26 protein-coding genes are annotated in these 22957 nt (G+C 39.7%); 25 read left to right on the top strand and 1 reads right to left on the bottom strand.

What is annotated here, in order from left to right:
• Nucleotides 1-19 precede the first annotated feature (19 nt).
• The 7 genes from J4G36_RS06845 (at nucleotide 20) to J4G36_RS06815 (ending at nucleotide 4929) form a co-directional block, all read left to right on the top strand.
• Nucleotides 20-670, top strand: a complete 651-nt coding sequence (locus J4G36_RS06845; protein ID WP_210469289.1) for an SIMPL domain-containing protein — start codon at nucleotides 20-22, stop codon at nucleotides 668-670.
• A 163-nt stretch (nucleotides 671-833) separates the two neighbouring features.
• Nucleotides 834-1982 (top strand): acyl-CoA dehydrogenase family protein, encoded by a 1149-nt coding sequence (locus J4G36_RS06840; RefSeq protein ID WP_210469288.1) that lies wholly within the window; start codon nucleotides 834-836, stop codon nucleotides 1980-1982.
• Between the two features lie 22 nt (nucleotides 1983-2004).
• The gene (locus tag J4G36_RS06835) at nucleotides 2005-2583 is read left to right on the top strand and encodes a histidine phosphatase family protein (RefSeq protein ID WP_246880429.1); all 579 of its coding nucleotides are present in this window, start codon (nucleotides 2005-2007) and stop codon (nucleotides 2581-2583) included.
• A 218-nt stretch (nucleotides 2584-2801) separates the two neighbouring features.
• Entirely contained in the window at nucleotides 2802-2999 is a 198-nt protein-coding gene (locus tag J4G36_RS06830; protein WP_210469287.1) for a hypothetical protein, read from the top strand.
• A gap of 120 nt (nucleotides 3000-3119) precedes the next feature.
• Complete coding sequence (locus tag J4G36_RS06825) at nucleotides 3120-3875, top strand: exodeoxyribonuclease III (protein WP_210469286.1); 756 nt, start codon at nucleotides 3120-3122, stop codon at nucleotides 3873-3875.
• Between the two features lie 24 nt (nucleotides 3876-3899).
• Nucleotides 3900-4373, top strand: a complete 474-nt coding sequence (locus tag J4G36_RS06820) for an SRPBCC family protein (protein ID WP_210469285.1) — start codon at nucleotides 3900-3902, stop codon at nucleotides 4371-4373.
• 112 nt (nucleotides 4374-4485) lie between these two features.
• Nucleotides 4486-4929, top strand: a complete 444-nt coding sequence (locus J4G36_RS06815) for a YusW family protein (RefSeq protein ID WP_210469284.1) — start codon at nucleotides 4486-4488, stop codon at nucleotides 4927-4929.
• Between the two features lie 45 nt (nucleotides 4930-4974).
• Here the strand turns inward: J4G36_RS06815 and J4G36_RS06810 are convergent, their stop codons facing one another.
• Complete coding sequence (locus tag J4G36_RS06810) at nucleotides 4975-6003, bottom strand: multicopper oxidase domain-containing protein (RefSeq protein WP_210469283.1); 1029 nt, start codon at nucleotides 6001-6003, stop codon at nucleotides 4975-4977.
• Between the two features lie 328 nt (nucleotides 6004-6331).
• Between J4G36_RS06810 and J4G36_RS06805 the strand changes: the two genes are divergently transcribed.
• The 18 genes from J4G36_RS06805 (at nucleotide 6332) to J4G36_RS06720 (ending at nucleotide 22953) form a co-directional block, all read left to right on the top strand.
• Nucleotides 6332-7426 carry a GerAB/ArcD/ProY family transporter gene (locus J4G36_RS06805; protein ID WP_210469282.1) on the top strand — a complete coding sequence of 365 codons (1095 nt, stop codon included), beginning with the start codon at nucleotides 6332-6334 and terminating at the stop codon, nucleotides 7424-7426.
• A 27-nt stretch (nucleotides 7427-7453) separates the two neighbouring features.
• Entirely contained in the window at nucleotides 7454-8908 is a 1455-nt protein-coding gene (locus J4G36_RS06800; RefSeq protein WP_210469281.1) for a spore germination protein, read from the top strand.
• Nucleotides 8905-10047 carry a Ger(x)C family spore germination protein gene (locus J4G36_RS06795; protein WP_210469280.1) on the top strand — a complete coding sequence of 381 codons (1143 nt, stop codon included), beginning with the start codon at nucleotides 8905-8907 and terminating at the stop codon, nucleotides 10045-10047. The genes J4G36_RS06800 and J4G36_RS06795 overlap by 4 nt, the downstream gene beginning before the upstream one ends.
• 119 nt (nucleotides 10048-10166) lie before the next feature.
• A complete protein-coding gene (locus J4G36_RS06790; protein ID WP_210469279.1) occupies nucleotides 10167-10880 on the top strand; it encodes a DUF2161 domain-containing phosphodiesterase in 714 nt (237 codons plus the stop codon).
• A gap of 306 nt (nucleotides 10881-11186) precedes the next feature.
• Complete coding sequence (paaA, locus tag J4G36_RS06785; protein WP_210470453.1) at nucleotides 11187-12131, top strand: 1,2-phenylacetyl-CoA epoxidase subunit PaaA; 945 nt, start codon at nucleotides 11187-11189, stop codon at nucleotides 12129-12131.
• Nucleotides 12132-12149: 18 nt separating this feature from the next.
• The gene (paaB, locus tag J4G36_RS06780) at nucleotides 12150-12497 is read left to right on the top strand and encodes a 1,2-phenylacetyl-CoA epoxidase subunit PaaB (RefSeq protein ID WP_210469278.1); all 348 of its coding nucleotides are present in this window, start codon (nucleotides 12150-12152) and stop codon (nucleotides 12495-12497) included.
• Nucleotides 12494-13303, top strand: a complete 810-nt coding sequence (gene paaC, locus J4G36_RS06775; RefSeq protein WP_210469277.1) for a 1,2-phenylacetyl-CoA epoxidase subunit PaaC — start codon at nucleotides 12494-12496, stop codon at nucleotides 13301-13303. The genes paaB and paaC overlap by 4 nt, the downstream gene beginning before the upstream one ends.
• Before the next feature lie 26 nt (nucleotides 13304-13329).
• Nucleotides 13330-13830, top strand: a complete 501-nt coding sequence (gene paaD, locus J4G36_RS06770; RefSeq protein ID WP_210469276.1) for a 1,2-phenylacetyl-CoA epoxidase subunit PaaD — start codon at nucleotides 13330-13332, stop codon at nucleotides 13828-13830.
• An 11-nt stretch (nucleotides 13831-13841) separates the two neighbouring features.
• On the top strand, nucleotides 13842-14147 hold the full coding sequence (locus J4G36_RS06765) for an EthD family reductase (RefSeq protein ID WP_210469275.1): 306 nt from the start codon (nucleotides 13842-13844) through the stop codon (nucleotides 14145-14147).
• A complete protein-coding gene (locus J4G36_RS06760) occupies nucleotides 14144-14920 on the top strand; it encodes an enoyl-CoA hydratase/isomerase family protein (RefSeq protein ID WP_210469274.1) in 777 nt (258 codons plus the stop codon). The genes J4G36_RS06765 and J4G36_RS06760 overlap by 4 nt, the downstream gene beginning before the upstream one ends.
• 11 nt (nucleotides 14921-14931) lie before the next feature.
• The gene (locus J4G36_RS06755; protein WP_210469273.1) at nucleotides 14932-15705 is read left to right on the top strand and encodes an enoyl-CoA hydratase-related protein; all 774 of its coding nucleotides are present in this window, start codon (nucleotides 14932-14934) and stop codon (nucleotides 15703-15705) included.
• Between the two features lie 12 nt (nucleotides 15706-15717).
• Nucleotides 15718-17235: an aldehyde dehydrogenase family protein gene (locus tag J4G36_RS06750; RefSeq protein WP_210469272.1), complete on the top strand. Its 1518-nt coding sequence runs from the start codon at nucleotides 15718-15720 to the stop codon at nucleotides 17233-17235.
• Nucleotides 17236-17307: 72 nt separating this feature from the next.
• On the top strand, nucleotides 17308-18156 hold the full coding sequence (locus J4G36_RS06745) for a 3-hydroxyacyl-CoA dehydrogenase (RefSeq protein WP_210469271.1): 849 nt from the start codon (nucleotides 17308-17310) through the stop codon (nucleotides 18154-18156).
• 83 nt (nucleotides 18157-18239) lie between these two features.
• Entirely contained in the window at nucleotides 18240-19055 is an 816-nt protein-coding gene (paaX, locus tag J4G36_RS06740; protein ID WP_210470452.1) for a phenylacetic acid degradation operon negative regulatory protein PaaX, read from the top strand.
• Between the two features lie 221 nt (nucleotides 19056-19276).
• Nucleotides 19277-19711 (top strand): thioesterase family protein, encoded by a 435-nt coding sequence (locus tag J4G36_RS06735; RefSeq protein WP_210469270.1) that lies wholly within the window; start codon nucleotides 19277-19279, stop codon nucleotides 19709-19711.
• Nucleotides 19712-20854, top strand: a complete 1143-nt coding sequence (locus J4G36_RS06730; RefSeq protein WP_305792221.1) for a Leu/Phe/Val dehydrogenase — start codon at nucleotides 19712-19714, stop codon at nucleotides 20852-20854.
• 21 nt (nucleotides 20855-20875) lie between these two features.
• Entirely contained in the window at nucleotides 20876-21928 is a 1053-nt protein-coding gene (gene pdhA, locus J4G36_RS06725; RefSeq protein WP_210469269.1) for a pyruvate dehydrogenase (acetyl-transferring) E1 component subunit alpha, read from the top strand.
• Between the two features lie 5 nt (nucleotides 21929-21933).
• On the top strand, nucleotides 21934-22953 hold the full coding sequence (locus J4G36_RS06720) for an alpha-ketoacid dehydrogenase subunit beta (protein ID WP_246880425.1): 1020 nt from the start codon (nucleotides 21934-21936) through the stop codon (nucleotides 22951-22953).
• Nucleotides 22954-22957: the final 4 nt, after the last annotated feature.

Genomic DNA, 22957 nt, shown 5'->3' with positions numbered 1-22957 from the left:
AACTGGAAGGCGGGAATAAATGTATAACCCAAATACAGGCCAACTAACTTGCCATGAAAAGCGAGTGATGACGGTTACTGGAATCGGAAGTTTTTCAATTGCACCTGATATCGTTCAAATTCAATTGGAAGTAAGAACGGAAAGTAAACAATTGAGTCAAGCGCAACAGGAAAACGCTGAGTTGATGGATCTAGTTATTGATTCGCTTCTTGAATTAGGCATTGCCAGAGAAAACATACAAACTGTATCCTATAATATATCCCCGCAATATGACTATGTTGAAGGTCGTCAAGTTTTTAGAGGGTATGAAGTAATCAATGCCATCGATGTGAAAATAAATAACATTGAACAAGCGGGGATGATAATTGATACAGCTGTTCGGAATGGTGTGAATCAGGTATCGAATATTAGATTTTCCGTTGAAAATGAGCAAATTCCTTACCAAGAAGCTTTAAGTCTAGCATTGAAGAATGCATTGGCAAAAGCGCAAACTATCGCCAATACAATTCACCTGAAACTTAATCCCCATCCGGTTAAAATTGTAGAGACAATGAGAGAAGAACCCATTTTGTTTCGAAGCTTTGCAGCAAATGAATTGAGCGCTACCACGCCAATCGAACCTGGGAAAATAAATATAAAAGCTACAGTAGAGGTGCAGTTCCAATACTGACATTTATAACGCCATTTCAGTTATTGAAGTGGCGTTATTTTCCAATTATAATTGACAGAACCTTCACAGTTGGCGTAATCTTGAATTATGTTTGTTGAGTTTATAATTAATGAATGAATAGCCAATCATTCCTGTAATTGCACACTTTTTAGGAGGGGTTTTAATGGGTAAATATCGGTTTGAAACAGATGAGCACAGTATGTTTAGGGATTCACTTCGAAAGTTTCTAGAAAAAGAGGCGCAACCGTACTATGACAATTGGGAGAAAGAACGAATGATTCCAATTTCATTCTGGAGAAAACTTGGTGAAATGGGTTTTCTTTGTCCACAAGTAGATGAGGAATACGGTGGACTCGGCCTAGATTTTAGTTTTGGCGTCATAATAAATGAAGAGTTAGAACGGGTAGGAACAAGCCTAGTCGGTGTCGGCTTGCATAATGATATCGTTGTGCCTTATATAGAATCGTTTGGATCAGACGAACAGAAGAAACGTTGGTTACCTGGATGTATTACGGCTGATGTTATTACCGGGATTGCAATGACAGAACCGGGTACAGGTTCTGATTTAGCGAATGTTCAAACGACAGCAATCCGAGATGGGGATCATTATATTGTTAATGGTCAAAAGACTTTTATTACGAATGGGATTAACGGCAATCTTTTTCTCGTTGTTGTAAAAACGGATCCAAAAGCGGAGCCGAAACATCGTGGAATTAGCTTGCTTGTTGTAGAGGAAGGAACACCTGGATTCACAAAAGGTCGTAAACTAGATAAAGTCGGGCTCCATGCGCAAGATACTGCTGAACTATTCTTTGAGGATGCTCGAGTCCCTGTAGCTAATCTGCTTGGTGAAGAGGGGAAAGGATTCTCCTACCTAATGGAAAAACTTCAGCAAGAACGACTTGTTGTCGCAATCGGTGCTCAAATTGCATCTGAAGATATGCTGGAAATGACAATCGATTATGTTACATCGCGGAAAGCATTTGGAAAACCAGTATCTTCATTCCAAAATACACAATTCAAGATTGCTGAAATGGCGACAAAAGTAGAGCTTGGTAAATCATTCTTAGAGTCGCTAATCGAAGATCATATTGCTGGAAAAGATGTTGTCACCAAGGTTTCGATGGCTAAATATTGGCTTACTGAAACTGCACGGGATATTTCGGTTGAATGCATGCAATTGTATGGTGGCTATGGCTATATGGAAGAGTATAAGATTGCAAGACGTTACAGGGATATCCCAGTGGCTTCGATATATGCCGGCACGAATGAAATAATGAAAGTCATTATCGCCAAAAACTTAGGATTGTAATTGGTAATAGGAGAGAGTTATATTGGGGGAATCAATTACTACAAATATTTATATGATTCGACATGCTGAATCACCTTTCATTCACGGTGAAGAAAGAACTCGGAAACTATCAAAAGATGGTGAACTTGATGCTGAAAAAGTAGCTAAACTTATGCTTAGTGAAAAAATCGATGTAATTGTTTCAAGCCCTTTTGCAAGATCAATTCAAACAATCGAGCCAATAGCTACGACACGAAACCTAGAAATCGAGTTGTATGAGGAATTAAAAGAAAGGATAATCAAAGGTAATTATAAGTTGCCATGGGAAGAAGTTGAACCAGCGATAAAAAAGTCTTTCGAGGATAAAGACTATTGTTTACCGGGTGGCGAAACAACTAGACAAGCACAGCAGCGTGCTGTACCCATTATTAAACTGTTATTAAAAGATTTTGAAGGGAAGAGTATTGTTATTGGTACGCACGGGAATATAATGACGGCAATAATGAATTATTTTAATGGGAATTATGGATATGATTTTTGGGCAAGTACGTCAAAACCTGATATCTATAAGTTGATATTTGTTGATGGTGTACTAACAGATGTAAAGAGGATATGGGAGTAAGATGATACAACGTGACACAACGTGACACGCATGTATCGGTCATTGATGGGACATGCTGCAATGTAAATTGGTATAATGAACTAAATTCAAACTGATCATGTTAAAGACATTATTAGTAGGGATTGAGGGGTACGAAGTAGGGCCTTAATGATTTTTTGAAACTATATCGTCAATTATTCGTATAGTTAGTCATAGCATTTTGACGAGGAGGATTTCGAATGAATGAACCAAATAACCGTGAACAATCTCTAGAAAAGGAGATAGTCGCATTGAAAACCCGAATGGATCAAATGGAAAAAGAGATGCAGGAATTGGAGTTTTTAGTGCCAAGACCGATAATTTCCCCAGCACAATTTGGACAAATAGGGAAATTCATATTAGGCGCCATCGTCTTAATCGGGATATTCTGGCTGTGAAAAGGAATTGGACGGGAAAATATGATGCTGGAAGGAGGGGAGAAGGTAACTATCTTTCCTCCTATTTGGTATGCTAGATTCATATTTTGAAATAGCTATGTATAAGGGAGTCATATAAATATGAAGTTAGTATCATGGAATGTTAATGGATTAAGAGCTTGTGTACGAAAAGGGTTTTTAGAGTATTTTGAAGAAGTAGACGCTGATATCTTTTCTATCCAGGAGATTAAGTTGCAAGAAGGGCAAATTGATTTGCAGCTAGAAGGTTATTTTCAGTATTGGAATTACGCGCTTAAAAAAGGGTATTCCGGTACGGCTGTTTTTACAAAAGTTGAACCGTTATCTGTTAGATATGGGATAGGCGATTTAAATGTAGAAGAGGAAGGTCGTATTTTGACCTTAGAGTTTTCTGATTTTTACTTAGTGAATGTTTATGCCCCAAATGCTCAACGTAGTTTAGCAAGATTGCCATTTCGACTGGAATGGGAAGAGAAGATGCGTGATTATTTAACGATGTTAGACAAAGATAAACCGGTCATTTTATGCGGAGATTTGAATGTCGCACACGAAGAGATTGATATTCGAAACGTTAAATCGAATATCGGAAATTCTGGATTTACTGTTGAAGAACGTGGAAAAATGACGCAATTATTGGCTGAAGGATTCACAGATACATACCGATATTTTCATCCCGAACAAGAAGGCGCGTATACTTGGTGGTCTTATATGAGCAAGGTTAGAGAACGGAATATTGGCTGGCGGATTGATTATTTTATTGCATCGAATCGTCTGCAACCTTTACTGAAAAGTGCTGAAATCCATGCGGAAGTTCTCGGAAGTGATCATTGTCCGATTGTGTTAGAAGTGGCTTTATAATGAAAAATGAAAGGGGATTCTATGATGATTGCAGATATTAATAAAGTTGATAATGGTTATTTAGTAAAATGGGAACGAAATTTGAATCATTCAGTGGAAGCTGTTTGGGCAATGCTCACGGATAATAACAAGCTAGAAAAATGGTTTAATGAACTCCGAGCAGGAGACCTTCGGCAAGGCGGTTTTATGACGTTTTATATTCCGGATTTTATGGATGAAAAACTTGAAATCATGGTGTATGAACCAAATTCTGTGTTGGAGTTTGACTGGTTCGGGGATGTTATTCGCTTTGAACTACATCCCCAAAACGGAGGATGTGCTTTAATATTATTGGAAAAAGTGAAGACAATAACCGCGCAAACTAAAAAAGATCTCGCGGGTTGGCATGTCTGTTTAGACGTTATTATCACTTTGCTGGACGGGGAGCCAATCCAAAGAGAAGACGAATGGAAACATTGGCATGCAATATATACGGATAAACTTAAAGAACTTGTGTGACGAATTAGGAGAGCATCGCCTTTAGTGGGGATGTTCCCTTTTTAATTTTTGTATAACAAATCCCTTGGGCGGTTAGATTAATGAGGTATATGATTGAGAAGGGATGAGTGCGTTGAAAAAGAGATTTAAAGGAATCTTTATTGTATTATGTTGTGCAATTTTTGTCCTAGCAGCTTGTAGTAACCGTAATATCGTCACGGAAGGTGAAGATGAGAAAGACAAGGATTCTTTGGGAAGCAAGTATGGTTTTACATTTTTGAATGTAGTTGCCGATACGAATGAAATGAAAGAAGCACTGAAAGTCACGTATGATGAGAAAAAAGATAAAACTGAAGCCATGTATGAGAATAAAATAGATGATTTTTATTTGCATGGCAATGCTGCAATGGAGAAACTAGATAAAATATTTGAGGAGCTTGAACTTGATCCTGAAATGGACGATGAAGATATGATCAAGAAAGCATCTGAGGCTTTTGAGATTAACGACTATAAAAGTCTACAGTTAGATGTTAAATTTAAGGGGTTTGACACAAAGAAGTTAAGGATGACTAAATAGTTAAAGGGCTTTCCTCCCCCTGAGGCTAGCCCTTTTGGTAGATTCTTATTCAGCTGTGACTTTTAATATGGCGATTGCACCTTTGTCTGCGTGTTTGAATTGGTGTGTTAGGATTGGGTAATTTCCTTCTTCAGTCACTACGAATTCTACTACAGCACCGCCGCTAGCTGGTAACATGATTGTCTGCATTCCTTTTAAGACATTGGCTGGATTGCCATCTACATAGACATCTTCCATAATTGTTCCGACAACATGGAATGAGCTCACTTCGTTGGGTCCCATATTATTTAAATACAACCGAATTCTTTCTCCAACTTTAGCTTCTAAAGGCTCGTCTTTTAAGCTAAATGTATCCCCGTTTGTGTTGCGGTCTCCGTCTTTCAAAGCTTTAGTTGATAGAACAACATGTTCTGGTTCAGAATTTAGAAAAGCATCGTGGTCATTGTATTTGTACCATTCGTTTTGAATCATTACAAATTCCCGATCAACTAGGTTGTCTGTTGGATAACCATCTGTTGGTTTTACAATAATGACACCGTGCATACCGTTTGCGATATGGGAAAGGATTGGATCTGTGCCACAGTGGTACATGAATACGCCGGGAAAGTTCGCTGGATACGTAAACGTTCCATCTTCATTTGGCATAATATCAGCAAAGTTTTTAGACGGTGCAGTGTGAACTGCGTGCAAATCGATACTATGTGGAATTGCTGGGTCGATATTTACTAATTTGAAGTTTATTGTGTCTCCTTGATTTACAACTACTAATGGGCCAGGTGCTTCACCGTTAAACGTCCATGCTTTATACATTTTCCCTTTAGCAATTTCAATGTCCGTAATTTGAGCAGTCATTTCAACATTCACTTCATGTTCACCAACACGCTCAACTTTTAATGGAACAGGTTCTTGATTTAAATCTTTGTGTGGTCCAAATACTTCAACGGCTTCTTCAGTTCCTGTTGTTGCAGCTACACTTGAATTTTCTTTACTAATATCAACTGAAGCATCTCCACAGCCTGCTAACAACACCGCGACTACAATCCCCGACAACCCAACTGCTAATACTTTTTTCATTTTCCTTGCCTCCTTTTTGTTTTAGGACTCTTTTACTATCTTTAGTATAGGAATAAAACATATTAGAGAATGTGATATTAATCACAAAGTGTATTGAAGTCATAGATTGTTCACAGTGAGGGGGGTTTGTAAGTTTTATAAAAAGTAAATTGATTTTTGTGAAATACGCGGACAGTGAAAAAAAGGACTAGGGGATAAGGAGTGATGAAAAAGAAAAATATCGTGCAGACTATTAAAATCTGCTTACAAGTCACTTTTATAATAGCACTTATAATCTCACCTTTTATTGTCCACACTAAGTTATACAAAAACGTTAGAGGGTCTTTGTATGAATAAGAGCGGATCGATTAGTATTTTACATGTAATTTTCTTGTCGATGACAATGATTGGTTTGAAAAATCATGTGACCATCATTCCATCATTGTTAACTGGGGCAGGTAGAGATGCATGGATATCTATTTTGTTGTCTGCATTTGCGATATTACCTTGGATATTCTTACTACTTTACATCCACACGAAATCAAACCAACAGCCCATTATAGATTGGTTGAAAATGAAAGTCGGAAAAGTTGTTACTAATATATTCCTTTACATGACAGTTATATTTTTACTAATACTAGCGGCATTTACAATGGCAGAGACATTACAGTGGATTATCGCAACCTTTTTACCTACGACGCCTATGCTTCCTATGTTAATTATTTTCACAGTTCTTTGCATCCATCTAGTCACTACAAACATACAAACGATAGCGATGGTTAACGTACTCGTTCTCTTTTGGGTCGTCATTTTTGGTTTTTTTATTGCGTTTACAAACTTGCGCGTTAAAAATTACGAGTTACTCCAACCTTTTTTGGAACATGGCATTCAACCAATTCTTAAAACAGCAGTCTATCCAGCATCCGGATTTGTCGAGCTTCTGTTGTTTCTATTCATTCAACATAAAGTAAAAGACCGCATTCGTTGGTATCATTTTGTCGTTATGTTATTCATTTTAATGGGGTTGACTATGGGACCTACGATTGGTGCCATTACAGAGTTCGGTCCCATCGAAGCTGCGAAACTACGGTATCCCGCCTACGAAGAATGGGGGATTGGAACGATTGGAAGGTATATAGACCACTTTGACTTCTTATCGATTTATCAATGGTTAACAGGGGCATTTATAAGAGTCGGGCTAATTTTGTTCATTGTCGCAGACTTATTGAAAATGACAGGAAAGAAAAAGCGCATTTGGAAAATACTCGCTCCCGTTTTTTTCTTAATATGTTTACCGTTGGCTCTTATGAGTGACCGTGTATTTTTAATGATTAAAGGTGATCCTTTATTAATCATCACCTTTAGCTTCCTGTTTTTAATATCGCTCTTTTTAGTCATCGTTGCATTCTTTTCAAAGAAATCAGTGGAGAAGGTTGGCACATAAAATCTATACAGAAAATGGTGAATCCGTGTGGAACCGACCGACAATAAAATCGATATCAATTCCTTGAGAAAACTGTTTCGAAAGTCCGCGGATGTCCAGTTTCAATCGTATACGTTTAATCAATATCATGTCGTTTTCATTACATGCGATGCGATGATTAATCAGCAGCAATTGAACGAAGTCATCGTCCCACGCGTTCAACAATTCATCGGAAACTTGAAAGAAGAACCTATAGAAAATGTGGTCAACGCACAATTACACATTCCAAGTTTGAAAAAGATAGAAGAAAAAAAAGACATCGGTTCTTTGGTGTACACTGGAAATGTGCTTATATACTTTGAAGATGACGGCCTTCTTATTTCAAGTGATATTGTAAAAAAACCGAATCGAAATCCTGAAGATACAAATTTAAACGCACCCGTCAGAGGGCCCAGAGATAATTTTATCGAAGATATTTCCATCAATATCGCTTTAATCAGAAAGCGAATCCCGACGAACTCATTTTGCGTAGAGAAATTTCAAATTGGAAGACGATCCCAAACGACAGTTGCTCTTCTTTATTTTGACGATATTGCAAGTAAAAAAACTTTGGCTAGTATTCAGAAACAGTTAAACAGTATCGATACTGATGTCGTTGTTAGCGGCGATTTGCTGATGGAAAGCGTGAACAAAAGTGCAAAGCTTTTCCCAAGAACTGATTACACTGGACGAGCTGATCATGCGGTTCAATCACTTGCAATCGGACGCTTTGTTATTTTAGTTGACGGGGTAGCTTACGCCATGATTACACCTGTGAATCTGTTTACACTTTTAAAAACAACTGAGGATAATGAGACACCCGTCCTATATGGTTCCTTTGAGCGATTATTGCGTATTGTAGGGATGACCATCGGTATAGGCTTACCAGCATTTTGGCTCGCCTTAACAACATATCATCAAGATCAACTGCCACATTTATTATTAGCAACAGTCGTACAATCGAATACGGGGCTCCCCTTACCTTCAGTCCTTGAAATGCTCATCATGATATTCATGTTTGAATTGTTTCGAGAAGCTGGTTTACGTCTTCCTACTGCACTTGGCGGAACAATCGGTGTCGTGGGCGGACTAATCATTGGAGACGCCGCCATTCGAGCTGGAATCACAAGCCCAGCGATGATTGTCATCATCGCAACTTCGATGATTGCAACATCTACGGTAGTCAATCAATCAGTTTTGACAGCAGTAAGCATATTACGCCTTTTTTACATTCTCCTAACATCGTTTTTCGGGATGTTCGGATTCCTTATCTCAGTTTTTTGTACAGTTCTTTATTTATCGAACATCCGCATATTCGGAGTTCCTTATATGAATATTAACGCGGATTTAAGCTGGAAAACCATCAAAGAAACGCTTTTCCGCTTACCTTCTAGTCAATACAAAGAACGTCCGAATATGTTAAATCCGACGGACAAAACGAGAAGGAAAGAAGATGAAAAATGAATAAAAAATTACTTGTCATCATGTTACTTACCATCGTCCTTTCTGGTTGTTGGGATGAAAATCAACCCGAAAGGATGCTATATATCAATGGTATCGGGGTTGATTATAAGGATGGTAAATATGATGTATACATGCAGTTCGCTAACTTTGCTAACATTGGGAAAACCGAACAGCCTAATAGTGATGTCCAACAGGCAGAAGTAGGTCATGCCAGTGGTGACACAATGGATGAGGCAATTCACGAATTATACCATTCCATAGATCAAAAGGTTTATTGGGGGCATTTTTCTTATCTCGTTGTCTCTGAAGAAGTGATGAAAAACGGGCGATTGAATCCAGTAATCGATACTTTTATTCGTTTCAAAGATACACGCTATCATATTTGGGTGTATTCGACTAAAGATCCCGTCGAAGATGTCCTTTTAGTAAGACCTGTCCTGAATAAAGCAATTACGTTGTCTAAACTTGGTGACCCACAGAACTCCTTTGAGCAGGAATCTTTTGTCGAGACAGTAGATATTCGAAATCTACTGATTGGATTGGACGAACCAGGCCATGAAGCGATGATCCCCTTAATTTCGGTAGAGGAGAACTGGAAATCGGCAAAAGAGTCAGTTAAAGCAACAGTTTTATCAGGGGTCGGTGTCGTTACGCCAAATACTTTTCGGGGCTTCATCACTGAAGAAGAAGCACGAGGAATACAATGGATGTCGAATGAAACGAATAGAGGGCAAATCACCTTTAAGTTGGATGATGATAATTATTTTACAATGGTGATTGATAAAGTAAAGGTTAAAATAGAACCAATCGTAAGTTTAGGAGACGTGGCGTTTGATGTTGAAGTAAAGTTGGGGGCGACCGTCAGTACGATTGGAGAAAATGTGACAACCGATATAATTCGGAATGAGATAAAAAAAGAGGTTGAAAAAGAAATTATGGCGACTTATGAAGAAGCTTTGAAAAAGGACATTGATATTTATCGTTTTTCAGAAAAACTGTATCGTAAAGATGTGAAAGAATGGAAGAAACATCATAAAGACGGCAAGTTGGAATTGACAAAGGAATCGATTAGAAACCTCAAAGTGTATATCTCAAAACTCGATTCAGATAGAAAATCATTCAAAAAGACCATTGAGTAAAAAAGTTTTGTCCTAATCTGAATATCAGCTAGAATAAGCATTAAGCTACGTTATTCCATAGTCTGGAATTAGGTAGCTTTTTTGTATTCGGATCTAAAAACAAAAAGGATTGATTTGCTATGAAATATGAAGTTGATCTATATAAACCAGTTAAGGATTATTTTACTTCAGAAGGATATGACGTTTACGGCGAAGTAAACGATTGTGATGTAGTTGCGGTAAAGGAAGAAGAACTTATTATTGTGGAATTAAAACTACGATTAAACTTGGATCTCGTCATGCAAGCGACAAAGAGGCAGCGGTTGTCTGACCAAGTGTATGTTGCTATTCCAAAGCCGAAACTAAGTTTTCGTTCCCAAAAATGGCGCGATATTTGTTATTTGATAAGAAGGTTAGAAGTTGGTTTAATCATCGTTTCACCCAATACAGATGGGGAGCAACTAAGAATCATCCATTATCCAACGCCATTTGATCGAAAGAAAAGCATGCAGCAAAGTAAAAAAAGACGGAATCGATTAATAGAAGAAATTAAAGGGAGAACTGGTGATTTTAATATAGGTGGAAGCAATAAGTTGAAAATCATGACTTCTTATAAGGAAAATTGTATTCACATTGCATGCTGTTTGATCCATCACGGTCCGTTATCGGCAAAAGCATTACGTGAAATAGGGACGGGTGAAAAAACCTATCAAATTCTATATAAAAATTATGATGGTTGGTTTGACAGGGTCGGCAGAGGAATTTACACAATAAACGAAACTGGAATTTCTGAAGTGCAAAAATATCCAGACCTAGTTAAATACTATAATGAACGAACCCGATATGAGCGATGAAATTCGCTTGGTATCGGTTTTTTTATGCTGAAATAGCTCAAACGACTATAGCCGCCGTTCAAACGACTATAGTAAGCGATGAAGTGACTAAAGACGCGTCTAAAAGACCATAGCAGCTACCCAAACGACCAAAGCATTCTCGCAAACGACTAAAACACCCCCGCAACGACTTCCCCAAAAAACCAATCATTATCTGAATTAACTTGCAATTGGTATTACTGTAATATATACTGACGTTATAAAAGTGTTATACGGATTAGTTTAGGTGCATACGATAATCGAAGGGGGGAATCTAGTTTGACGAGTATGCTAAATACTGCCGATGATGAACGATTAGCGCATTTTATGGCGCGAATAGAAGCGGATGAGAAGATAGAAGCGGATGACTGGATGCCGGATGAGTATAGATTGACGTTGATCAAGTTAATATCCATGCACGGGATGAGTGAAATCATGGGGGCACTTCCGGAAAAGGAGTGGGTACCTAGGGCGCCATCACTTTATCGGAAATTAGGAATCATGGCGAAAGTACAGGATGAAATGGGGCATGGTCAATTACTACTTCGGGTAACAGAAGATCTTCTTGCACCCTATGGTAAAAATCGCGGAGATTTAATGCAGGATTTGTTTAACGGCGATTTAAAGTTTCATAATGTCTTCCATATGGAAACAAAAACATGGGCGGATGCCGGGATTATTGGCTGGCTCGTTGACGGGGCGGCAATTATTACACAAACAGATATGCTAAGAGCTTCTTATGGACCGTACGCAAGGGCTTTGAAGCGTATTTGTGCTGAGGAAGTGTTTCATGCACAACACGGTGAATCTATCATTCTCGCATTAGTAGAAGGAACCGCCGAGCAAAAAGAAATGATTCAAGAAGCTTTGAATCGTTGGTGGGAAGCATTATTAATGTTTTTTGGACCTGCAAGTAAAGAAACGACAGGCTCATCAAAACAAGATTTAACGATTAAATATAAAATACGCACCAAGACAAATGAGGAATTCAGACAATTGTTTTTTGATAAATACATTCCACGAATTTTATCGCTTGGATTGACGATTCCGGATTCAACGATTCATTTTGATGAAAAAGCTAACTTGTGGTCCTATCAACAACCTGATTGGAGCGAGTTTTTGAAGATAATTCGAAATAATGGACCTAGATCGGAGGCCAGGCTCAATTTGCGTCGGACTTCTTATGAAAATAATGCATGGGTGCGCGATGCACTGAGAGCAACTGTCAGTTAAGAAAGGAGACAATCAGAAATGGCTGAAGAGCAATCTTTTTATCAGGAGTATGAAATTTTTAGTAAACGAACACATAGTTCACCGTTCCAATACCAATTTAGCTTACTAGCGCCTAATGAAGATATGGCACTCGTATTGGCGCAAGAGAATTTTATGAGACGTGAAGCAGTCGTTGATATTTGGATTGTAAATCGTAAACACATTAGAAAAATGAATTCCGATGAAAAATTATCGCTCAGCCGTTTAGATAACAAAGATTACCGCATGACAAAAGGTTATGGTTATTTAAGAAAAAAATGGCGCAAGTACGAACAAGAAATATTAGACGAAAAAGAAATACTGTCATGGGGAGGGAAAAGAAAATGAGTAACGCTGAAACCACCAAGTGTGCGGACTATAAAGATGCATTAACGAGTCTTTTGTTTCAGCTCGCAGACGATGATTTGATGTACGCTTTTCGCGGTTCAGAATGGCTTGGCCTCGCCCCGCATATAGAAGAAGATGTAGCTTCCTCCTCGATTAGCCAGGACAGCATGGGGCATGCAGCGATGTATTATCAACTGCTTGAAGAATTGGGCGCGGGTAATGCTGATGATTTAGCACACGCACGTCCTGCCAGTGATAGAAGAAACAGCGTTTTAACGGAGCGTGCAAATGGCGAAGGGGTATATATGGAAACCCCTTTATATGACTGGGCGTATGCAGTTGTTAGAAGTTACTTTTACACACAAGCGAAAAAAGTGAAAGTCGATTCGCTTTGTAAAAGTTCGCATGCGCCACTGGCAGAAGTAGCGATAAAAGTTAGAATGGAACTTTATTATCATAGACTGCACTGGGAAACATGGTTTAAACAGCTAATGGGCTCGACAGATGTAGCTAAAAAGAAAATGAACGATGCGGTAACGCTCGTAATGAATGATTTCGGGGATATGTTTTCATTTGGTGCGTCTAAACAATTAATTGAAAGTCATCATTTAATAGAATCTGAAGAGGTACTTCTGAAAAACTGGTCAATGAGTCTTGAACCCGTTTTTACCCAGCTTCAAAAGACTTTACCCACAGTTCCGACTCCAAAAATAAATGGTCGAAATGGAGAGCACACAAAGGATTTGGATCAAGCGCTTCGAACACTTTCGGAAGTATATATGGTTGATCCTGTAGCTGTTTGGTGATCGGTATATGAAATGAGGCGGTTTTATTGGAAACTTCGATTGAAATTTCAACAGAAAGAGTGATTGAGGTACTCATGCATGTTAAAGACCCTGAGATTGATTCGGTAAGTATCGTCGATCTTGGTATGGTAGAAACAGTCACGACCGATGGAAATAACGTTAAAGTTGTTTTACTACCAACTTTTTTAGGTTGTCCGGCACTTGAAATTATTAAAAAAAATACTGTTAATGCAGTGAAAGAATTATCGGAAGTAGTGGATGTCGAAGTAGAATTTGTTTTTCACCCACCATGGACATCGGATCGTATTACTGAGCAAGGCCATGTGAATTTACGGAAGTTTGGAATTTCACCACCCCCACGGCATTTCAAAGAAGATGGTTCATGGCATGTGGATTGTGCCTATTGTGGCTCGACTTATGTGACAATGGAAAATATTTTTGGACCTACAGCATGCAGAAGCATTCTCTATTGCAAGTCTTGTAAAAACGTTTTCGAGGCAATGAAACCCGTGTCTACACTAATGTGAGGAGAGATAAAATGGCTAAATTAATCGCGTTGTATAAACACCCTGAAAACAAAGGGGCATTTGACGAGCATTATTTCAATGTACATGGTCCGTTAACAGAAAAGATTCCGGGCCTTCGTGAAATGAAAGTGACAAAAATGACGGGGTCTCCTATGGGTGGAGAGGGAAAATACTACCTGATGTGTGAAATGTTTTATGACGATATGGATTCGTTGAATTCTGGTTTGCGTTCCCCGGAAGGAAAAGCTTCAGGCAAAGACTTAATGGGATTTGCAGGTGATTTAGTCACGTTAATGATTGGTGAAGATGCAAAATGAGTGGTTTTGAGTACATTGAAACTTCTATCGTCGATAATTTGGCAGTCATCGAACTCAATCGGCCGCGGCAATTAAATTCATTGAACCGTAAAATGGTCAGTGAAATTGTTACGGCGATGGAAGGATATGACCGTGATAATAATGTCCGCGTTATTGTGTTGACTGGTAAAGGGCGTGCCTTTTCGGCTGGGGCCGATATCGATGAAATGACTAGTGACAATCCCATTAGTTTAGAACTTCTTAACCAATTCGCGGATTGGGATCGATTGGCATTAATTAAAAAGCCCATTATCGGTGTTGTAAAAGGGTTTGTATTTGGCGGAGGATTCGAGCTTGCGCTTAGTTGTGATCTATTAATCACGGCTAGTGGAACAGAGTTTGCATTTCCAGAAGTAGGACTTGGGGTTATGCCGGGTGCAGGAGGGACCCAAAGATTAACTAAATTGGTTGGTCGCACAAAGGCGTTGGAGTGGTTGTGGACAGGTGAGCGCATCTCAGCGGAAATGGCTTTAGCTCATGGAATCATTAACAAGATCGTCACGCCTGAATTATTAATGGAGGAAACGATGAAGTTCGCGGCGAAACTTGCAAAACAACCGCCTCTATCACTGAGGCTTATCAAAGACTCTGTCAATAAAGCAGTGGATTATCCATTATATGAAGGCATGCAATATGAACGGAAAAATTTTTACTTGTTGTTTGGTTCCGAAGATCAAAAAGAGGGCATGAATGCATTCATTGAAAAAAGAAAACCGGATTACCATGGGAAATAAGGGGGTGCCAAATGTTCGAGACAATTCGTTATGACGTAACTGATGGAGTTGCTTGGGTTTATTTAAATCGACCAGATAAGCTGAATGCATTCATAGCGCAAATGAACCGAGAAATTAAAGATGCAGTAAAAAAAGCTACTTTTAATGATGAAGTTCGTTGCCTTGTCATTACAGGTGAAGGACGGGCATTTTGTTCCGGTCAGGATTTATCAGAAGTCGACGATAATATGGATCATGGGCAAGTGCTTAGAGACCACTACGGCCCGATGATTAAACAACTACGCAACTGTGAAAAACCAATCATTGCTGCTGTCAACGGAGTAGCTGCTGGGGCTGGATTTAGTTTAGCGCTTGCTTGCGATTTTCGTTTAGTTTCAGAAAAAGCTAGTTTTATTAATGCTTTCATTCACGTGGGGCTCATTCCGGATTCGGGCAATCTATATTACCTAACACAGTTGGTAGGTCATGCTAAAGCGGCAGAACTAGCTATCTTGGGTGAAAAAGTTTCGGCTGAAGATGCAGTGGCTATCGGATTGGCGACGCGGAAAATACCAATGGATACATGGCATGAAGATGTGTCTGAATTTGCCACGCGTCTTGCTTCAATGCCTACAAAAGCCATTGGAATCATTAAGCGTTCATTAAGAGCAACGACATTAATGTCCTTTGACGACTATTTAGAACAAGAAGCGCAAGGTCAACGCCTAGCTGGCCTGACAAAAGATCACCGAGAAGGTGTTGCCGCATTTATGGAAAAAAGAAAACCTGTGTATTCAGGACAATAGGGGGTACTATAGATGACTAAAACTAGAGAAACAATCATTGAAAAAGAGCCGATAAAGCGAGATTACTATAAGCTCTTTATTAACGGCGAACAAGTAGATAGCGTGAATGGCGAACGAACAAAAATTTATAATCCTGCAACGGGCAAAGTGATTGCAGAGGTAGCAAAATCTTCACAAGAAGATGCTGAAAAAGCAGTTAAAGCCGCGAGAAATGCATTTGATAACGGAAAGTGGAAACTAACACCACCTGGGCGACGGGCCCGCGTGTTAAATAAAATCGCAGAAATTATGGGAACTCGTTTTAAAGAACTAGTCGAACTTGAAATATTAAATACGGGTAAGTCACTTGCCGCAGCAAAAGGACAGATTGCCCAAGCTATTGAGGATTTCGAATTTTATGCTGGCGCTATTGTCGGGCACGGGGGAACAGTCAATAATGTTCCAGGCCAATTTCATAATTACACGGAAAAAGAACCTGTTGGCGTATGCGCGCAAATTATTCCTTGGAACTATCCATTAATGATGGCGGCTTGGAAAATTGCTCCGGCGATTGCGGCAGGTTGTTCGGTCGTTTTGAAACCAGCTTCCTTAACGCCGTTGACTGCGATTGTGTTAGGCGAAATTTGTCATGAAGCGGGTGTTCCAGAAGGTGTCGTAAACGTCATTCCTGGTTCCGGCTCTGAAATCGGCAACTATTTGGTAGAACATGAGCTTGTGAATAAAGTTGCCTTCACTGGTTCGACGCCAATCGGAAAAGATATTATGGGGAAAGCTTCCACAACTTTAAAGCGCGTCACACTAGAACTTGGAGGGAAATCCCCAAATCTCGTGTTTGAAGATGCTGATATCGATGCAGCTGTCGACGGCTCCCTTTACGGAATCTATAACAATACGGGGCAATCATGCGACGCTCGTTCGCGAATGTATATCCACGAAGACGTTTATGATGAATTTATAGAAAAGTTTATTGCCAAAACCGAAAAGATTCAAATCGGCGATCCGTTTGATAAAGGAACACATATGGGGGCAATCATCGATCAAACACAATTGAATACAATTAAAGGTTATGTACAATCCGCAATCGATGAAGGCGCTGAAATTCTGACTGGTGGAAAAGTATTGAAACCAGAAGGATTTGAAGACGGTTTTTGGTATGCACCGACTGTAATCGGTAATGTAACGCAAGAGATGAAGGTTGTGCAGGAAGAAATATTTGGACCTGTTGTTGTCGTTTCAAAATTCTCAAACGAAAAAGAAGCCATCAAGTTAGCCAATGACTCGGATTACGGTCTCGCTTCTTCAATTTGGTCAACAAACGGTGCGCGTGCGACGCGGGTAGCCAATCAAATTCAGGCAGGTATCGTCATGATTAACTGTCCATTTTCCGCTTTTCCAGGTACGCCATTTGGCGGTTATAAACAATCTGGTTTTGGACGAGAGCTTTCAAAAGAAACACTAGATCTTTATTCTGAAACGAAGAGTATTATGTCGTATTTTGGAAGTCGTCCGATAAATCCATTCGGAATATAATATATTGAATCGCAGACAGGGATTTTAGATTTCCCTGTCTGAATTCATTTAGACGATAAGGAGGCTGTCTTCATGATTAATCACATTGTTGTTGTCGGTTCCGGAGTGATGGGAAGAGGTATAGCCTATGTCGGGGCCCTTGCGGGGTACTCCGTGACTATGGTGGATATTAATGAAGTCGCACTAAAAAATGCGAAGCAAGATATAGCTATTATGTTGGAAAAAGGAATATCGTATGCGAAGCTAACAGTCGAAGATGCCCAAAACGTTCGGAAATACTTGAGTTATGAACATGATTTGGCTAAAGCAGCAGATTCGGCGGATCTTATTATTGAAGCTGTTCCAGAAAATGCATCGATAAAAAAACAGGTGTTTGAAATGATTGAAAAGTATGCGCCTAAACATTGTTGTTTTGCGACAAATACATCAACCATGAGCCCGACTGAAATCGCTTCTTTTGCTAGCCGGCCAGAAAAAACAATCGCGATGCATTTTTTTAATCCTGTACATAAAATGCCATTTGTCGAAATTATTCGAGGGTTGGAAACGAGTGAAAAGACTGTACAAATCATTAAAGAAGTTGCAGAAAGAATGGGGAAAGAAACGGTTGTCATTAATGAGTTTCCAGGGTTTATCACAAGTCGAATTAGTGCGTTAGTTGGAAATGAAGCATTTTACATGCTCCAAGAAGGCCTTGCAACAGCAGAAGAAATTGATAAAGCCATTAAATTGGGACTAAATTATCCGATGGGACCATTTGAACTTGCGGACTTGGTCGGGCTGGATACCAGATTGAATAACTTGAAATACTTACATGAGAAACTTGGTGAAAAGTATCGCCCAGCGCCCCTTCTGGAACAATATGTTCATGCAGGTAGGTTGGGGAGGAAAAGTGGGAAAGGTGTCTATGATTACACATAATAAATGATAATTTATAGTGTACTGCTATACTTATATTGAATGGAAATAGGAAAGAGTGAACTAAATTGACGAATACACGATCGATGATTTTTACGATTTATGGAGATTATATCCGCCATTATGGAAATAAGATTTGGATTGGTAGCTTAATACGTTTATTGAAAGAGTTCGGACATAATGAACAATCCGTACGCGTAGCTGTGTCTAGAATAATGAAGCAGGGATGGCTTCAATCTGAAAAGGTTGGAAACAAAAGCGATTATTTTTTGACGCCTCGCGGTGTAGCGAGAATCGAAGAAGCAGCTATTCGAATTTTCGGGCTGAAACCGAAAGCGTGGGACGGAAAATGGCGCATGCTCATGTACACGATTCCTGAAGAGAAAAGAAAGATTCGCGACGAACTTAGAAAAGAATTAATCTGGAGCGGGTTTGGAAGTATTGCGAATGGGTGCTGGATTTCACCGAATAACCTAGAAAAAGAAGTGCATTTGTTAATTGAAAAATACGGGATTCAAGCTCATGTAGACTTTTTCGTGGCGGAATACCATGGCCCGAAAGAAAACCGAACCCTTGTTGAAAAAGGGTGGCCACTTCAGGAAATTGCTGAAAAACACCAACAATTTATTTCAACGTATAGTGCAAGGTTTGCGGAACATGAAACAATGATGGAAAAAAATTTAATGTCAGATGCAGAATGCTTTATTGCACGAACAATGCTTGTACATGAGTATCGTAAGTTTCTATTTTTTGATCCAGGTCTTCCAAAAGAACTTTTACCGGAAGTGTGGATTGGAAATGACGCAGCAAATTTGTTTGAGAAATATTATAAGTTGCTTGAACAGCCTGCAAGTCGTTTTTTTGAACAAGTACTTCAAGAAGATATTCGGATAAATGAATAATGATGAGAGCTGGGTACATAATTGTAACCCAGTTTTTTTATGTCTTTTGTAAATGATTTTCATTTCCAAAAACATGGAGTATTCTAATTATTCATTGACTATCGTATTACGAATTGGTAATATTACGTTATATATGTGTTATACGATGTGTTAAGAGAATCAGAGATTTCAAGTTTTCATGAAGGCGATTTTAATTCATATATTTTAGAGAGGAGTTAAGGATGAAAAACGGTTTGGAAGTCGGCATGGTCGAATCGTTAAAAATTATCGTTACAAGAGACATGTTTGCTGCATTTGAAGGTAAAATTATACACCCAGTCTATTCGACAGTGGCGATGACGTACCATATGGAATGGGTTTCTCGGAAAATCATTCTCCCTTATTTAGAAAGTCATGAAGAAGGAATGGGTGCGTCTGTGCAGGTGAAGCATATTTCTCCTTCTTTATACGGCTCAGAGGTAACTTTGACAGCAACTATAACAGAGTTGCATGCCAATGGAGTTGTAACTGCAATAGACGTTTATAACAATGACAGATTAATCGGGAAGGGAAAAGTAAAACAAGCTATTTTGCCGATAGATACAATTGCTAAAATGTTTGAAGCTGTGTCGACATCAGATTTGTTTATGAGATGGAATCCTGAGGGGGATTATTAGATGAAGTTTGTAAAAGAAACGGCAATGGAAAATAAGTTTTATCTATTTGACCAGATGGCAGAACACGAACAAGTCGTATTCTGCAATGATCCGTCTACCGGTTTGCGGGCGATTATTGCTATTCACAATACAACGCTTGGACCGGCATTGGGAGGGTGTCGGATGCAACCATATGAAAGTGTTGACGATGCTTTAGAAGATGCGCTGCGGTTGTCCAAAGGCATGAGTTATAAATGTGCGGCGGCAGATGTGGATTTTGGTGGAGGGAAAGCGGTCATTATCGGCGATCCAAAAACAGATAAAAGTCCCGAACTATTCCGTGCATTTGGCCAGTTTGTGGATTCGCTCGGTGGAAGATTTTACACAGGAACTGATATGGGCACGACGATGGATGATTTTATTCACGCAATGAAAGAGACAAATTGTGTTGTCGGTGTACCGGAGGCGTACGGGGGTGGTGGTGACTCATCCATCCCGACGGCAGAAGGCGTTTTATATGGCATTAAAGCTACGAATAAAGTTTCGTTTGGAAAAGATGATCTAGGCGGTGTATCGTACGCTGTTCAAGGATTGGGGAAAGTAGGGTTCAAAGTTGCTTCAGGACTTCTTGAAGCTGGCGCTAATCTATTTGTCACGGATATTAACAATGAAAGCATACGTGCAATCGAAAAATATGCAAGCTCTACACCAGGCACTGTAAAAATTGTCGCGAGTGAAGATATTTATTCGCAGGAGGCGGATGTATTTGTCCCTTGCGCATTTGGCGGAGTGATTAATGACAATACGGTCAATCAATTCAAAGTAAAAGCAATCGCAGGATCTGCAAACAATCAGCTACTTCATGAAAGTCATGGAAAGAAACTTAGGGAAAAAGGAATTTTACATGCGCCAGATTATATTATTAATTCTGGTGGTTTAATCCAGGTAGCGGATGAACTTTACGGTGTGAATCATGAGCGTGTGCTAGCGAAAACAAAACATATTTACGATGCAATTCTAGAAGTTTATCAACTGGCTGCAGCCGATGGGGTATGCACGATGGAATCAGCGAATAAGATGTGCGAGAAGCGGATGGCATCCAGAAGTATACGTAACGGTTTTTATTCGCCTTCAGTGAAACCCAAATGGGCAATCCGTAAATGATAGTGTCAGGAGGAATTGGACGTGGAAAAACATTATCCAATTAAAAGAATAATTGATAATGAAGGTTTATTAATCGATTCATCCTATAAAAGTCAGATAAATGAAAAACTAGTAAAGGATTTTTATTATCATATGGTTCGAATTCGGACATTCGATAGAAAAGCGATTAATTTACAGCGTCAAGGTCGCCTTGGAACCTACGCGCCTTTTGAGGGACAAGAAGCCTCACAAGTAGGAAGTGCATTGGCGCTCGAATCTGGTGATTGGATATTTCCGACATATCGAGATCACGGTGCGACATTAACTTTCGGTGCAGATATGGTAAGAACTTATTTGTATTGGAATGGACGAGTGGAAGGTTGTGTGCCGCCAGAAGGAAAAAACATTTTTCCACCAGCGGTTCCGATAGCAACTCAAATTCCACATGCGGTTGGCGCGGCTTGGGCAGAAAAAATGAAAGGCACTAAGAATGGGGCAATCACTTATTTCGGAGATGGTGCAACCTCGGAAGGCGATTTCCATGAAGGATTGAATTTTGCGAGTGTATTTAAAGTGCCTGTGGTCTTTTTTAATCAAAATAACGGCTATGCCATTTCAGTCCCGATTGAGCGACAAATGAATTCTGCAACAATCGCGCAAAAGTCTATTGCTTATGATATGCCCGGGGTTAGGGTTGACGGAAATGATTGTTTTGCTGTTTACTTTGAAACTAAAAAGGCTTTTGAACATGCTAGAAGCGGCAATGGTCCCACTTTGATAGAGGCCATTACTTGGCGGACGGGTGCTCATACGACAGCTGATGACCCAACGAAATATCGTTCTGAAGATGAGGGAAAAGATTTTGTCGATCCCATTGACCGCTTGGAAATGTTCATGAAAAATTATGGCTATTGGGATGAAGAATGGACATTGGATATAAGAGAAAAAACGGATCTTGAAATCGAAAGTGCAGTGGAAGCGATGGAAGGTTATCCGGCTGCAAAAGTGGAAGATCTTTTTATCAATGTATTTGAGAACATGCCAGCTCAACTAATTGAACAAAAAGATAAATATCTCGCACATTTAAGGAGGTAGATAAAATGGCGATGGAACTGAAAGAATCATCTTATTCGAAACAAACGACTGGGCTTATGACAATGGTTCAAGCAATCAACGACGGTATGAGAACGATGCTGGAAGAAGATGAACGTACGCTCCTATTGGGGGAGGATATTGGTAAAAATGGTGGTGTTTTCCGCGCGACTGAGGGACTTTACGATGTTTTCGGGGACAATCGTGTAATCGACACGCCACTTTCTGAAGCCGGCATTATTGGCACGTCGATCGGACTTGCGGTGAATGGATTTAGACCCGTTGCTGAAATACAATTTCTTGGATTTATATATCCCGCATATGAACAAATCATGACCCACGTTTCTCGGATACGAATGCGAACGATGGGTCATTTTACTGTGCCAATGGTCATTCGTGCGCCTTACGGGGCTGGCATTAGAGCCCCGGATATCCATTCAGATAGTACGGAAGCACTTTTCACGCATATGCCGGGTTTAAAAGTTGTTTGTCCATCTGGACCATATGACGCGAAAGGATTACTGATAGCAGCTATGGAAGATCCAGATCCCGTACTCGTCTTGGAAAATATGAGAAGTTACCGTGCGCAGCGAGAAGAAGTTCCGGTTGGTAAATATACTGTCGAAATCGGAAAAGGAAAGCGCGTGAGGGAAGGCACTGATATTACGATTATTGCTTGGGGAGCAATGGTAGCCGTAGCAGAAAAGGCCGCTGATCATATGGAGAAAAATGAGATCCGTTGTGAAGTGATTGACCTTAGGACGCTTTATCCGATAGACCGGGAGATTATTGCGGAATCAGTACAAAAAACTACGCGGGCAATTGTTGTACATGAAGCCCATTCAACAGGAGGGCTAGGAAACGATATTATTTCCATTATTAATGACACTTCTTTTCTTTATTTGCGGGCGCCTATTGAACGCGTGACGGGTTTCGATGTTCCAGTCCCGCTATTTGCGTTGGAAGATCACTATTCACCGACAGTTGAGCGAGTAATTGAGGGAATCGAAAAGGTAATGGATTTTTAAGGGG

The sequence above is a fragment of the Sporosarcina sp. 6E9 genome (assembly GCF_017921835.1).
Classification (GTDB): domain Bacteria; phylum Bacillota; class Bacilli; order Bacillales_A; family Planococcaceae; genus Sporosarcina.
This window is presented reverse-complemented; position numbering and strand designations above follow the sequence as displayed.

What these genes read in the sequence shown, in the direction of transcription:
- J4G36_RS06845 (WP_210469289.1), top strand. Translation starts at nt 20, where the DNA reads ATGTATAACCCAAATACAGGCCAACTAACTTGCCATGAAAAGCGAGTG.
- J4G36_RS06840 (WP_210469288.1), top strand. Translation starts at nt 834, where the DNA reads ATGGGTAAATATCGGTTTGAAACAGATGAGCACAGTATGTTTAGGGAT.
- J4G36_RS06830 (WP_210469287.1), top strand. Translation starts at nt 2,802, where the DNA reads ATGAATGAACCAAATAACCGTGAACAATCTCTAGAAAAGGAGATAGTC.
- J4G36_RS06825 (WP_210469286.1), top strand. Translation starts at nt 3,120, where the DNA reads ATGAAGTTAGTATCATGGAATGTTAATGGATTAAGAGCTTGTGTACGA.
- J4G36_RS06820 (WP_210469285.1), top strand. Translation starts at nt 3,900, where the DNA reads ATGATTGCAGATATTAATAAAGTTGATAATGGTTATTTAGTAAAATGG.
- J4G36_RS06810 (WP_210469283.1), bottom strand. Translation starts at nt 6,003, where the DNA reads ATGAAAAAAGTATTAGCAGTTGGGTTGTCGGGGATTGTAGTCGCGGTG.
- J4G36_RS06805 (WP_210469282.1), top strand. Translation starts at nt 6,332, where the DNA reads ATGAATAAGAGCGGATCGATTAGTATTTTACATGTAATTTTCTTGTCG.
- J4G36_RS06795 (WP_210469280.1), top strand. Translation starts at nt 8,905, where the DNA reads ATGAATAAAAAATTACTTGTCATCATGTTACTTACCATCGTCCTTTCT.
- J4G36_RS06790 (WP_210469279.1), top strand. Translation starts at nt 10,167, where the DNA reads ATGAAATATGAAGTTGATCTATATAAACCAGTTAAGGATTATTTTACT.
- paaA (WP_210470453.1), top strand. Translation starts at nt 11,187, where the DNA reads ATGCTAAATACTGCCGATGATGAACGATTAGCGCATTTTATGGCGCGA.
- paaB (WP_210469278.1), top strand. Translation starts at nt 12,150, where the DNA reads ATGGCTGAAGAGCAATCTTTTTATCAGGAGTATGAAATTTTTAGTAAA.
- paaC (WP_210469277.1), top strand. Translation starts at nt 12,494, where the DNA reads ATGAGTAACGCTGAAACCACCAAGTGTGCGGACTATAAAGATGCATTA.
- J4G36_RS06765 (WP_210469275.1), top strand. Translation starts at nt 13,842, where the DNA reads ATGGCTAAATTAATCGCGTTGTATAAACACCCTGAAAACAAAGGGGCA.
- J4G36_RS06760 (WP_210469274.1), top strand. Translation starts at nt 14,144, where the DNA reads ATGAGTGGTTTTGAGTACATTGAAACTTCTATCGTCGATAATTTGGCA.
- J4G36_RS06755 (WP_210469273.1), top strand. Translation starts at nt 14,932, where the DNA reads ATGTTCGAGACAATTCGTTATGACGTAACTGATGGAGTTGCTTGGGTT.
- J4G36_RS06750 (WP_210469272.1), top strand. Translation starts at nt 15,718, where the DNA reads ATGACTAAAACTAGAGAAACAATCATTGAAAAAGAGCCGATAAAGCGA.
- J4G36_RS06745 (WP_210469271.1), top strand. Translation starts at nt 17,308, where the DNA reads ATGATTAATCACATTGTTGTTGTCGGTTCCGGAGTGATGGGAAGAGGT.
- paaX (WP_210470452.1), top strand. Translation starts at nt 18,240, where the DNA reads ATGATTTTTACGATTTATGGAGATTATATCCGCCATTATGGAAATAAG.
- J4G36_RS06735 (WP_210469270.1), top strand. Translation starts at nt 19,277, where the DNA reads ATGAAAAACGGTTTGGAAGTCGGCATGGTCGAATCGTTAAAAATTATC.
- J4G36_RS06730 (WP_305792221.1), top strand. Translation starts at nt 19,712, where the DNA reads ATGAAGTTTGTAAAAGAAACGGCAATGGAAAATAAGTTTTATCTATTT.
- J4G36_RS06720 (WP_246880425.1), top strand. Translation starts at nt 21,934, where the DNA reads ATGGCGATGGAACTGAAAGAATCATCTTATTCGAAACAAACGACTGGG.